The sequence below is a fragment of the Armatimonadota bacterium genome, assembly GCA_035527535.1.
GTDB lineage: Bacteria > Armatimonadota > Hebobacteria.
The window spans coordinates 1-12,773 of record DATLAK010000037.1 but is presented as its reverse complement, the minus strand read 5'-3'; the positions used below and the strand labels follow the sequence as shown (position 1 = coordinate 12,773).

The 12,773-nt window shown below is 69.3% G+C and carries 9 protein-coding genes; all 9 read left to right on the top strand.

Going from position 1 to position 12,773, the window contains the following annotated elements:
• Positions 1–394, top strand: a 394-nt coding sequence (locus VM221_02095; protein ID HUT73610.1) for a PaaI family thioesterase, incomplete at its 5' end; no start/stop codon positions are given.
• A 106-nt stretch (positions 395–500) separates the two neighbouring features.
• Complete coding sequence (locus VM221_02090) at positions 501–1,769, top strand: exonuclease SbcCD subunit D (protein ID HUT73609.1); 1,269 nt, start codon at positions 501–503, stop codon at positions 1,767–1,769.
• A complete protein-coding gene (locus VM221_02085; protein HUT73608.1) occupies positions 1,766–4,354 on the top strand; it encodes an SMC family ATPase in 2,589 nt (862 codons plus the stop codon). The genes VM221_02090 and VM221_02085 overlap by 4 nt, the downstream gene beginning before the upstream one ends.
• 1,376 nt (positions 4,355–5,730) lie before the next feature.
• Positions 5,731–6,282, top strand: coding sequence for a bifunctional pyr operon transcriptional regulator/uracil phosphoribosyltransferase PyrR (gene pyrR, locus VM221_02080; protein ID HUT73607.1), 552 nt, complete (start codon positions 5,731–5,733; stop codon positions 6,280–6,282).
• Positions 6,283–6,349: 67 nt separating this feature from the next.
• Positions 6,350–7,555 carry an aspartate carbamoyltransferase gene (pyrB, locus tag VM221_02075; GenBank protein HUT73606.1) on the top strand — a complete coding sequence of 402 codons (1,206 nt, stop codon included), beginning with the start codon at positions 6,350–6,352 and terminating at the stop codon, positions 7,553–7,555.
• The gene (locus VM221_02070) at positions 7,552–8,859 is read left to right on the top strand and encodes a dihydroorotase (protein ID HUT73605.1); all 1,308 of its coding nucleotides are present in this window, start codon (positions 7,552–7,554) and stop codon (positions 8,857–8,859) included. The genes pyrB and VM221_02070 overlap by 4 nt, the downstream gene beginning before the upstream one ends.
• Positions 8,856–9,980 carry a glutamine-hydrolyzing carbamoyl-phosphate synthase small subunit gene (gene carA, locus VM221_02065; GenBank protein ID HUT73604.1) on the top strand — a complete coding sequence of 375 codons (1,125 nt, stop codon included), beginning with the start codon at positions 8,856–8,858 and terminating at the stop codon, positions 9,978–9,980. Before VM221_02070 ends, carA begins: the two co-directional genes overlap by 4 nt.
• 437 nt (positions 9,981–10,417) lie before the next feature.
• A complete protein-coding gene (locus VM221_02060) occupies positions 10,418–10,882 on the top strand; it encodes an NUDIX domain-containing protein (protein HUT73603.1) in 465 nt (154 codons plus the stop codon).
• A gap of 125 nt (positions 10,883–11,007) precedes the next feature.
• Positions 11,008–12,773: carbamoyl-phosphate synthase large subunit (gene carB / locus VM221_02055; GenBank protein HUT73602.1), on the top strand; the 1,766-nt coding region annotated here is incomplete at its 3' end.

The window sequence follows — 12,773 nt, the reverse complement described above, 5'->3', positions numbered from 1 at the left end:
CAACCCGGTCGGGCTGCGGCTGCAGTTGTCGTGGGGAAACGGTGAGTGCCGCGCGCGCCTCCACGTCCGGCCGGAGCTGACGGGCTGGCTGGACTACATGCACGGCGGGGTGCTGGCGGCGGCGCTGGATGAGATGATGGGTAAGATCGTGTGGAAGAACGGCCTGCCGGCGATGACGGGGCGGCTGACGGTGCGCTATCTCCAGGCGGTGCCGGTGGAGGCGACCCTCGACCTGCGCGGGCGCATAGTCAAGACCGGCGCGCGCATCATCCGCACCACCGCCGAGGCGCGCCTGCCCGACGGTGCCGTCGTCGCCGACGCGGAGGCGCTGTATATTCGCGTCAACCCGGGGGAAAACGCGAAGCTTGCGGCCGACGAGCCGGTCCCGGCCTGACCCGCCGCCACCGACGGCGGGGCGCTGCCGGTTGGCCGAGACTGCTGCCACGCGCGGCGCTTGTCGGCCGTTTGACGCTCCATCAGGCGGCTGATAGAATGACCCCATGAGGCTGCTCCACCTCGCTGACCTCCACCTCGGCACCGAGAACTACGGCCGCCCCGACCCCCGCACCGGCCTTAACTCGCGGTTGCTCGACTTCCTGCGCTGCTTCGACACGGCGGTGGAGTGCGCGCTCGAGCGCAAGGCGGACCTGGTGCTCTTCGTCGGCGATGCCTACCGCAGCCGCGAGCCCAACCCCACCCATCAGCGCGAGTTCGCCCGGCGCATTCACCGGCTGGCGAGCCAGGGCGTCGCCGTGCTGCTGCTGGCGGGCAACCATGACCTGCCGGCGCTGCCCGCCAAGGCGAGCTCGCTCGACGTGTTCTCGGCGCTGGAGGTGCCGGGGGTGACGGTCGTGCGCCAGCCGCAAGTGCTGGATGTCGAGACCCGGTCGGGAGTCGTGCGCTGCGCTTGCTTTCCGGCACTGCCCCGGGCGGCGCTGCTGGAGGACGACGATCGGCGGCTAGATGCTGATGCGCTGCGCCGCGCGCTGTCGCGCCGGTTGACCCGCAAGCTGGAAGAACTGGCACAGGCCGCGGGCGAGTTCTCGCCGATGATCCTGGCCGCGCATGTCGGGGTTGAAGGGGCGATGATCGGCTCCGAGATCAACCTCGTCAGCGGAGCCGAGCCCCTGGCGCCGCTGGCGGCGGTGGCGGATCGGAGATACGCCTATGTCGCGCTCGGTCACGTTCATCGCTTCCAGGAGATGCGCACCGCGGCCCCGCCGGTGGTCTATTGCGGCAGCCCGGAGCGGGTGGATTTCGGGGAGGAGGGGCAGGAGAAGGGCTTCGTCGTCGTTGACATCGAGGACGGCGGGACCGCTTACGAGTTCGTGCGCACCCCGGCGCGGCGGTTCGTGACGATTGACGTCGCGGTGACCGGCGCCGACGCCACCGCCGAGGTCGAGGCAGCGGTGGCGCGCGCCGACATCGCGGACGCGGTGGTGCGCCTGCGGGTGAGCATGGAGCAGAACCAGCCGCTGGACGACGACCGCCTGCGCGCCGCTGTGCAAGCGGCGTCTCTGGCGCTGCCCATCAGCAAGCACGTGCGCGAGGCGGCGGCGCCGCGCGCCCCCGGGTTGGCGGAGCGCATGACCGACCCGCTGGCGGCGCTGGACGAATACCTCAAGCTGCGACAGGTCTCGGCGGCCCGCGGACCGGCGCTGCGCGCCAAGGCCGAGGCCCTGCTGGCTGCCCTGCGCCACGAGACCGAGGCGGTGTTCGCGCCCGCCGAGCAGGAACCGCCAGCCCCCACGGACGGCTCAAACCCATGATCCCAGTGCGGCTTTTCCTGCGCAACTTCATGTCCTACGGGGAGCCGGGCGAGGAGCTCGACTTCGGGTTCCACACCGCGTGCCTGTGCGGGGACAACGGCAACGGCAAGTCGGCCCTGCTCGACGCCATGACCTGGGCGCTGTGGGGGCGGGCGCCGCGCCTGGAGGGAGCGCGCTCCAAGGACGAGGAGATCATCCGCCGCGCGGACGGCGTCAACGAGGCGCTGGTCGAGTTCCAGTTCGCGGCCGACGGCGAGCGCTACCGCGTCCTGCGGCGGCTGCGGCGCGACCGCGGTCAGACCCTGGAGCTCTACCTCGCCGACGGCGAGTCGTGGCGGCCCCTCACCGGCGCGACCAAGACCGATACCGAGGGCGTGATCCAATCGCTGCTGGGGCTGGACTACCACACCTTTGTCATGTCCTCGTTTCTGTTCCAGGGCAAGGCGGACAGCTTCACGCGGGCGCGGCCCGGCGAGCGCAAGGACGTGCTGGGGCGAATCCTGCGGCTCGACCTTTACGACGAGCTGGCGAAGCGCGCGCGGGACGCGGGGCGCGAGTGCGAGGGCCGCTCGCGGCAGTTGGGCGACGAGATCGCGCGCCTCCAGGCGCAGGCCGAACGCGAGCAGGAGCTGGAGGGGAAAGCGCGGGAGACCGAGGCGGCGCTGGGGGACTCCGAGCAGGAGCTGGCCCGGTGCGAGTCGGCGCTGGAGCAGGCGCGGGCGTGCCAGGCCGCCGCCGATGGCGCGGTGGCCGAGCTGCGGCGGGCGGACACGGCGCTCAAGCAGGCGGCGGCGCAGGTCGAGTCGCTGTCACGCCAGCACCAGGACTTCGCCCGGCGGGTGGCCGCGCATCGGGCGGCGCTGGCGCAGGAGCAGGAGGCGCGGGCGGCGGTGGCGCGGCTGGAGCAGGTGCGCCGCCGGGACGAAGACTTGAGCGCGCGGCGCGAGCGGGCGGCGGCGGTGGAGATGGCGCGCCATCAGGCCGCGGCGGCGATTCGGGCGGAGCAGGCGCGGCTGGAGACGCAACTGGCCGCGGTCGAGGCCTCCGCCGAGGAATCACGGGCGACCGCGGGGCAGGCCGAGGCGCTGGCCCGCCAGGCGCAGGAGATCGAGGGCGAGATCCGCGCTTGCCGGGAGGCGGAGGCGGCGCTGGCATCGTGCCGGGAAGAGGCGCAGCGGCTGCGCGCCGCGGCGGCGGCGGACGAGCAGACGGGTAAGTCGCTGCGGGCGGAGCTGGACGAGGCGGCGGCGCGCATGGAGGCGCTGGCGAAGGCTTCCGCCCGCTGCCCCCTGTGCGAGCAGGAGCTGGGGGAGGAACTGCGGCGGCGGCTGCTGGAACAGGCGCGGGCGCTGTCGCACCGCGAAGAGTCGTCGCTGGCGGAGCTGAAGCGCGCGCGCGACGAGACGGCCGGTCTGCTGGAGCGGATGGAGGCGAAGATGCGCGCCCTCCAGCCGTACATCGCACGGGCGGGTGAGTTGCAGAAGCGGCTGGGGCAGGTGCAGCGGCAGCGCGAAGAGGCGCGCGCGGCAGCGGTCAGGGCGGACAACTCGGCGACGCGGGCCGCGGATCTGCGCCGAACACTGGAAGCGGGCGCGTTCGCCCCGGACGACCGCCGCCGCCTGGCGGAGGCGGAGGCGGCGCTGGCGGAAATCGCCTACGATGCCGCCGCCCACAAGCAGGCGCAGGAGGCCATCCGCGGGCTCGCCGGGTGGGAGAAGAAGCTGGGGGCTCTGGAGTCCGCGCGGGAGGCGCTGCCCGGCGACGAGGCGCATCTGGCGCAGGTCGAGGAAAGCCTCGCCCAGGCGCGGCGGCAACTGATCTGCGCCCAGGCCGAACGCGCCGACCTGGCGCAGCGCGCGGCCGATGCCAAGCCCGCCGCGGCCGCCTGCGCGCAGGCGCAGGCGCGCCTGTCGGCCGCCGCCAAGGAGCGCGACCGGCGGGTGGGCGAGCTGGCCGGTCTGCGCGCGCAGATCGCGGCCTGCGGCGCCGCGCGCCGCGAGGCGCAGGCGCGCCGGCGCGAGCGCGCCACGGCGGACAGCGACCGCGTGCTCTACAGCGAGCTGGCGGAAGCCTTCGGACGCCAGGGGGTGCAGGCGCTGGTGGTGGAGACGGTGCTGCCGCAGCTCACCGAGGATGCCAACGAACTGCTGGAGCGCATGACCGAGGGGCGCATGCAGGTCACCTTCGTCACCCAGCGCGAGCGCCCCGACGGCGACGCGGCGGAGACGCTGGACCTGCACATCAGCGATGAGCTGGGCACTCGGCGCTACGAGCTCTACAGCGGCGGCGAGGCATTTCGGGTGGACTTCGCGGTACGGGTGGCGCTGGCGCGCCTGCTGGCGCATCGGGCGGGGGCGCGGCTGCAGACGCTGGTCATAGACGAGGGCTTCGGCACCCAGGACGCGCAGGCGCGCGACCGGCTGGTGGAGTGCATCAACGCCATCCAGGGCGATTTCGAGAAGGTGCTGGTAATCACCCACATTGACGACCTCAAGGACGCCTTCCAGGACCGCATCGAGGTCACCAAGGACGAGACGGGCTCTCACCTGCGCCGGAGCGCAGGTGAGTCCGCGGGCGCGGGATGACAGATGCGGGCATTCCGGGGACAGACGACTTGATTATTGACCGGGAGCGCTGATAGTGGTACAAGTGGGCCATGCCCTGCGTCGCCCGTATCGTCGCGCCAGGGGTGGCGCATGACGTCACTCAGCGCGGCAAACCGGGACCGAGGGTGCGGAGAAAGAAGGAAGAGCTGCCTGCTGGTTAGGAAATTATGCTGTGTGTCCCCGGAATTGCCCCTGCCTCAATTGGTTGCCGATGGAGTTCTCCACGAGGAGGTCAGTGGTATGCAATGGTCACTGGGTGCCCGCGTCGCGCCAGCACTAGCGACTCTCGGGGTAGTCGGATATCTCGCGGTAAAGCGACGCGTTCCGCGGCTAGCGCTCACCTGGGCGTGGGTCTATCTAGCGATTCAGATTGGAATAGGCGTCTTCGACGGGCTGGCACGGATGCGCATGGCTAGCGTATTTGGACCCATCACAGGTCCAGCCTATGTCGATTCTTTAAGCGATTATCTCGCGTCGTTCAGCATCGTTGGGTTCAGTCTACTGCTAACTGCACCGGCGGTTCATGCCCTCCGGGATGGTTACGAGTGGCCGCAGCTTCCACAATGGCTACTTGCATTGCTCATGATACTATTGGCTACTATTGGCTGCGCAAGCCTGACTCTGCTTGCGACTAAATGCATGGTCTTCCCGCCATAACCGGCTGACGGTGGAGGGCATTCTGGGGACATACAATTCAATCAAGGAAGACCTGCTGCTGGCCAGGAGACTACGGTGTGCGTCCCCCGAATTGCCATTGCGTTTCGAGGAAGGCTCGCCGAAGACGGACCTCCGGGCCGCAACGGCGGGTGTGACCGCTTTTCGTTGGGGTGGCTGGGCGCACGCCCGGGCGCGACCTCGTAGGGGCAAGGCATGCCTTGCCCCTACATCCGCGCCCCGACCTGTCGGGGCGCCCCCAGAGTGATTCCCACTTTCCGAGGTCACACCCGCAACGGCAGAACTGACGGCTACCCACTTTGCTCGTCACGAAGGCGAGATTCTTCGCTTGTGCGGCTAGGTCGCGGAGCGACCGCCGTGGCGGCCCTCCGGGCTTAGCCACTCTGAATGACACGTCCCGGCTCCTGTCATGCAGAACGAAGCGTGCTCGCGCGACAGCGTCGGCACGCGCAGTGAAGCATCTCGCTGCGACCTGATCGGAAACTGGGTAACCGTCAAACGGCAGAATGGTTGACATGCCGCGCGGGGTGTGATACCCTTTGTCCGACGTCAGCCGAACATATCCCTTTTAAGCCGGTCCCGCGAGGTCGGCAAGGGGCGCGCATGACATATCATCCGGAGTCGAAAAGGCCTTTCCACACGTGGAGGGCCTTATTTTTTTGCGAGCCGGAGCCTCTCCCATGAGCAACCAGCCGCCCGAGATCATGGACGCCGATGACATCCGCCGCGCGCTGACCCGCATCGCGCACGAGATCATCGAGCGCAACCGCGGGGCCGAGAACCTGGTGCTGGTGGGCATTCTGACGCGCGGGGTGCCGCTGGCGCGGCGCCTGAGCGAGCTCATCGCCTCCATCGAAGGCATCCAGGTGCCGGTGGGAGCGCTCGATGTCACCCCCCATCGCGATGATCGCGACCGCGCGGCGCAGGCCGCCGACGCCACCGAGCTGCCCTTTCCGATTGACGACAAGCGGGTGGTGCTGGTGGACGAGGTGACCTACACCGGTCGTACCGTGCGCGCCGCCATGGACGCCATCATGGAGCGCGGGCGCCCCGGGGCCATCCAGCTTGCGACCCTGATTGACCGCGGGCACCGCGAGCTGCCGGTGCGCCCCGATTACGTCGGCAAGAACGTTCCCACCTCCCACCGCGAGCGCGTCACCGTGCGCCTGCGCGACCCCGACGGCGAGGAGCGCGTGTTCATCGAGAAGCGGGAGGCGTCGAGGAACCGATGAGCCAAGGTGAACGCGAAGCTGCAATTCCTTGTCGGCGGCGGGGAGGCCGCTTCGAGGGAGGCAGACCATGACCCTTGCGGGGCGGGATGTGGTGTCGGGTTTCGATCTCACCAACGGCGAGATCGAAGGCCTGTTTGCGCTTGCCGACGAGATGGCGCAGCGCGTGCGCTCGAAGCTCGACCTCGCGCGCGGCAAGCTGATGACGACGTTGTTCTACGAGCCCAGCACGCGCACGCGCCTGTCGTTCGAGGCGGCGATGCTGCGCCTGGGCGGCGATGTCATTAGCTGCGCCGACGTGTCCTCGACCTCGGTCGCCAAGGGCGAGACCCTGGCCGATACCGTGCGCATCGTCGAGAGCTACGCCGACCTCATCGCCCTGCGCCACCCGCTGGAGGGCTCGGCGCGCGTGGCCGCGGACTACGCGGCGGTGCCGGTCATCAATGCCGGCGACGGCGCCCACGAGCATCCGACGCAGATGCTGCTCGACCTCTACACCATCCGTCGCGAGAAGGGGCGCCTGGAGGGCGTGTGGGTGGCGCTGGTGGGCGACCTCAAGCATGCCCGCACCGCCCATTCGCTCGCCTACGGCCTGGCGCGCTTCGGCGCCAAGATCGCCTGCGTCGCCCCGCCCGGCCTGGAGCTGCCGCGCGACATCACCGACCGCCTGCGCGAGCGCTACAATGCCGTCACCTACGAGTATCGCAGCCTCGATGAGCTGGTGGCGGATCCGGGGCTGGTGCGGTCGAGCCAGGCCGCGGGCGGCGACGCCCAGTTGGCCCTGACCTCGAATGCCATCTCGCTCTTCGACGCGCTCTATGTGACCCGCGTCCAGCGCGAGCGTTTCGCCACCCCCGCGGAGTTCGACGCCGCGCGCAGCTCCTACGGCATCACCGCCGACATGCTGAGCCGCGCGCGCCCCGACACCCTGGTCATGCACCCGCTGCCGCGGGTGGACGAGCTGCACTATGATATTGACGCCGATCCTCGCGCCGCCTATTTCCGCCAGGCGGCCTACGGCCTGCCGGTGCGCATGGCGCTGGTGGCGGCGCTGTTGGGGGTGGCGCAGGTCAAGGTCAAGCGCGGCGACGCGCCTGAGCGCCGCCCGCCCCAACCCATCACCCGGCCCGAGGTCGCCTGCGCCAACCCGCGCTGCATCACCACCCAGGAGCGCTATCTCGCACCCGCGTTCGAGCCAGTCGGCGCCACCGGCCGCAAGCTGCGCTGTGCCTACTGCGAACGCCTCACCGTCCTCCCCGAGGGGGCGGGCGCGTGAGCTATCTCATTCGCGGCGGCAGACTGCTGGACCCTGCGAGCGGGTTGGATGCCATCGGCGATCTGCTGTTCGAAGACGGTAAGATCGTCGCCATCGGCGAGGTAACCGACAAGCGCGCCGCCGGCGCGGAAATCATCCCTGCCCCCGGCCTCATCGTCTGCCCGGGTCTGATAGATATCCACGTCCACCTGCGCGAGCCCGGCTACGAGCACAAGGAGACCATCGCTTCCGGCACCGCCGCCGCCGCCGCCGGGGGATTCGCCGCGGTGTGCGCGGAGCCCAACACGCGCCCGCCGGTGGATGCGCCTGATCGCGTCCTGGACGCCCTGGCGCGCGCGGGGCGGTCGGCGCTGGTGCGCGTCTATCCCAAGGCGTGCCTGACGGTGGGTCAGCGAGGCCGTGAGTTGGCGCCCGCCAAGGCGCTCCGGCAGGCCGGCGCGGTCGCGCTCAGCGATGACGGCGAGCCGGTGCTGGACGACCAGGTCATGCGCGCGGCGCTGCGACAGGCGGCGCAGGCCCGGCTACCGGTGACGACCCACTGCGAGGAGTCGCCGCGGTCGCGCGAGGTGCGGCCGTTCGCGCAACCCTATGCCGCTGAGGCCGACCTGGTGCGGCGCGACATCGGGTTGGTCAAAGACTGTGTGGCACAGCCGCCCTCGGCTGTGTCTCCACACCTGCACTTCTCCCATCTCAGCCTGCGCGCGTCGGTCGCCGCGCTGGCCGTAGCCAAAGCGGCGGGCCTCCCGGTCACCGCGGAGGCGACCCCTCATCACTGCCTGCTCAGCGCCGACGACATCCCGGACCGCGACCCCGCCTACAAGGTCAATCCGCCGCTGCGGTCACGGGCGGACCTGGAGGCGATCGCGGGCGCGGTGGTAGCGGGCGTGATTGACGTCATCGCCAGCGATCACGCGCCCCACGCGGCGCTGGAGAAGGCGGCGGGATGGGAGCAGGCGCCCTTCGGCGTCATCGGCCTCGAGAGCGCGCTGGCGGTGATGCTGACGGAGTTCGTCCGCTCCGGGCGCATGACGGTGATGGACCTGCTGGCGCGAATGACCTGCAACCCGGCGCGCATCCTGGGGCTGGCGGGCGGGCGGCTGGCGGTGGGCGCACCCGCCGACGTGACGCTGCTGGACCCCGACGCGGAGTGGGTCATAGACCCGCGGAAGTTCAGGTCCCAGGCGCGCAACTGCCCCTTCGCCGGGCGGCGCGTACGTGGGCGCGCGGTGGGGCTGGTGGTGGGCGGACGTGTGGTCGTGCGCGAGGGCGCGGTGCTGTTCGCCGTGGCGGGGCAGATACGGTGAAGGCGATACTGGCGCTCGAGGATGGCACCGTTTTCGAGGGTGAGAGCATCGGCGCGGCGGGGCGCGCGGTGGGCGAGGTCGTCTTCAACACCGGCATGACCGGCTACCAGGAGATGCTGACCGATCCCAGCTATCGCGGGCAGATCCTGACGCTGACCTTTCCCCTGATCGGCAACTACGGCGCCAACGCCGGCGACATGCAGTCCCACCGCCCCCAGGTCGAGGGCTTCGTCGTGCGCGAGCTGTGCGAGGCGCCCAGCAACTGGCGCTCCGAGGAGACCCTGCACCAGTTTCTGGCCAAGCACCGCGTGGCGGGCATCGCCGGGGTGGACACCCGCGCCCTGACGCGGCGCCTGCGCGAGCACGGGGTGATGATGGGCACCATCTCCACCGCGGAGACGCCCGCGGAGGCGCTCGATCGCCTGCGGCAGACCCCCGGTTACGGCGAGCTCGATTTCGTGCACGAGGTCACCACCGCCAGCCCCTATCAGTGGACGCCGGGGGCGCCCCACGGGGCGGCGCAGGCGCAGATGCCGCTGGAGCCGCGCCTGCGGGTGGCGGTGGTGGACTACGGGGTCAAGCGCAGCATCTTGCGTTTCCTCCACGACCTCGACTGCGAGGTGCTGGTGCTGCCCGCTACGGCGACCGCGGGCACCATTCTCGGCCTGGCGCCGGACGCCCTGGTGCTGTCGCCCGGTCCCGGCGATCCGGCGCGCTTGGACTACGCGGTGGACGTGCTGCGCGCGGTCATCGGCAGGCTGCCCATCCTCGGCATCTGTCTGGGGCACCAACTGCTGGGCATCGCCCTGGGCGGGCGCACCTACAAGCTCAAGTTCGGGCACCGCGGCGGCAACCATCCGGTGAAAGAAGTGACCAACGGGGGGCGGACCTATATCACGGTGCAGAACCACGGCTACGCCATCGCCGACGACAGCCTCGCCGGTACGGGCGCGGTGGTGTCGCATGTCAACCTGAATGACGGCACGGTCGAGGGGCTGGTGCACCCGGAGCTGGGGATCACCTCGGTGCAGTACCATCCCGAGGCCTCGGCCGGCCCCCAGGACAGCCGGCACCTCTTCGACGACTTCATCGGCAGCGTGCGCGCACACAAACAGAGGTAATCCGCAGAGAACCCAGCGCGGCCCCAGCGGGCCGCAACCAATCAACCACAGATTGACACAGATTCACGCAGATTCTTGGCCGCCTTCGGCGGGAACGCAGATAGCCAATTCGCGGACGATGCTGTAGGGGCAAGGCATGCCTTGCCCCTACTTGGGCGCAGACTCTTGCGCGAGAAACAAACGATTTGCGGGTTAGTGGTACAGAGGGCGCAGAGACACGCTTGTGGGTGCGATTCGCGAACCGCACCTGACCTCTCCGCGCTCTCTGTGTTGGCTGGTTCGGAACTGGATTGTGCACAGGGCTTCCGGGGATGTCATTCTGAGAGCCGCGTAGCGGCGCGAAGAATCTCGCTCTTGACATCAGTTCCGTTCGTCTTCGCGCGCAAGCAAGGCAGTTTGCTGGCGCTGAGCTGGTGCGGCTACAAGGAGGTTTCACTATGGCTAGGGCCCCATTCCAGGTGCTAGTCTTTCCATTTCGGGTAACGCGCGAGAATGCGTATGAGTACGCACTCTTCCAACGCGCCGATGCCAGCTACTGGCAAGGGATAGCTGGCGGCGGTGAAGGCGATGAGTCTGCGATTGAGGCTGCCCGACGTGAAGCATACGAGGAGGCTGGGATTCCACTGTGCGCCCCGTTCTACGAACTGGACTTTCGTGGCTGCGTGCCCGTGACCGCCTTCAGCGATCGTGACACTTGGGACGCTAGGCTATCCGTGATACCCGAGTATTGCTTCGGAGTGGAATTCGCCGGTCCCATCCACATTTCACCCGAGCATTCGGCGACGATGTGGCTGCCGTACAAGGAATGCGAGAGGCGTCTGCATTGGGACAGCAACAGGGTAGCCCTGCGAGAGCTTGATGAGAGACTGCGAGCGGCGAGACTAAATGGCCCCCTGCCGTGAGAACCAGAGAGGTCCACGTGCACAAGGGATGAGCGGCCCCTCGACTGTCAGGCCTCATGGCCGCTGAGCGCGAAGCAAGATCAGTCATCTGCGTAATCTGTGAAATCTGTGGATGATAAAGGACTATGCCCAGGGACCCTGAGCTGAAGAAGGTGATGGTGATCGGGTCGGGGCCGATCGTGATCGGCCAGGCGGCGGAGTTCGACTACGCCGGCACCCAAGCGTGTCGGGCGGCGCGCGAGGAGGGGCTGGCGGTGGTGCTGGTCAACAGCAACCCCGCCACCATCATGACCGACACCAACATCGCCGACCGCGTCTATATCGAGCCGCTGACGGTGGAGGCGGCGACGGCGATCATCGCGCGCGAGCGCCCGCAGGGCTTGCTCCCGACCCTGGGCGGGCAGACCGGCCTCAACCTTGCCACCCAGCTCGCCAAGCAGGGCGTCACCGATCGCTACGGCGTGCGCCTGCTGGGGACGCCGCTGGAGGCCATCGAGCGCGCCGAGGACCGCGACCAATTCAAGGCGACGATGGAGGCCATCGGCGAGCCGGTGCCGGAGGGCCGCATCGTCACCTCGGTCGAGCGCGCGCAGGAGTTCGCGCGCGCCATCGGCTTCCCGGTGATCGTGCGCCCCGCCTACACCCTGGGCGGCACCGGCGGCGGCATCGCGCAGGGCCGCCGCGAGTTGGCCGAGATCTGCGGCCGCGGCCTGCGCATGAGCATGATCGGCCAGCTTCTGATCGAGCGCTGCGTGCTGGGGTGGAAGGAGATCGAGTTCGAGGTCATGCGCGACGGCGCCGACAACTGCATCACCGTGTGCAGCATGGAGAACCTCGATCCCATGGGCGTGCACACCGGCGATTCCATCGTCGTCGCCCCCGCGCTGACCCTGACCGACCCCGAGTACCAGATGCTGCGCACCGCCGCCATCAAGATCATCCGCGCGCTGGGCATCGAGGGCGGGTGCAACGTCCAGTTCGCGCTGGATCCACACAGCTTCCGCTACTACGTGATCGAGGTCAATCCGCGGGTCAGCCGCTCCAGCGCCCTCGCCTCCAAGGCCACCGGCTACCCCATCGCGCGCGTCGCCACCAAGATCGCGGTCGGCCTGCGCCTGGACGAGATCCCCAATGCCATCACGAGCCAGACCACCGCCTGCTTCGAGCCGGCGATTGACTACGTGGTGGTCAAGGTGCCGCGCTGGCCGTTCGACAAGTTCGCCGCCGGCGACCGCACCGTCGGCACCCAGATGAAGGCCACGGGCGAGGTCATGGCGATTGACCGCACCTTCGCGGCCGCGCTCAACAAGGCCCTGCGCTCGCTCGAGATCGGCGTCCACGGCCTGCGCCTGCGCGGCATCAACTGCTGGAGCGATACCCAGCTCGAGGACCTCCTGCGCCATCCCACCGACGAGCGCATCTTCGCCGTGGGCGAGGCCTTCCGCCGCGGTCGTTCGGTGGCCGAGATCCACGGTCTGTCCGCGATTGACCCCTGGTTCCTGCACCAACTGCGCAGCCTGGTGGGCATGGAGGAGATGATCGCCGACGCCGGCCGCGAGGGCCTGAGCGACGACCTGCTGTGCGCGGCCAAGCGCATGGGCTTCGCCGACCGCGCCATCGCCGAATTAGTGGGCCTGGCCGAGGACGACCTGCGCGCGCGCCGGCGTGCCCTGGGCCTCCACCCTACTTACAAGATGGTGGACACCTGCGCCGCCGAGTTCGAGGCCGCCACCCCCTACTACTACTCGACCTATGAGCGCGAGACCGAGACCGCCATCACCCATCCCCGGCGCGTCATCGTCATCGGCTCCGGCCCCATCCGCATCGGCCAGGGCATCGAGTTCGATTATTGCAGCGTGCACTCGGTGTGGGCGCTGGCGGAGGAAGGTTA

Excerpts from the sequence above, each read along its gene's own strand:
- pyrR (HUT73607.1), top strand. The coding sequence starts at position 5,731 with ATGAGCAACCAGCCGCCCGAGATCATGGACGCCGATGACATCCGCCGC.
- VM221_02060 (HUT73603.1), top strand. The coding sequence starts at position 10,418 with ATGGCTAGGGCCCCATTCCAGGTGCTAGTCTTTCCATTTCGGGTAACG.
- VM221_02085 (HUT73608.1), top strand. The coding sequence starts at position 1,766 with ATGATCCCAGTGCGGCTTTTCCTGCGCAACTTCATGTCCTACGGGGAG.
- VM221_02090 (HUT73609.1), top strand. The coding sequence starts at position 501 with ATGAGGCTGCTCCACCTCGCTGACCTCCACCTCGGCACCGAGAACTAC.
- pyrB (HUT73606.1), top strand. The coding sequence starts at position 6,350 with ATGACCCTTGCGGGGCGGGATGTGGTGTCGGGTTTCGATCTCACCAAC.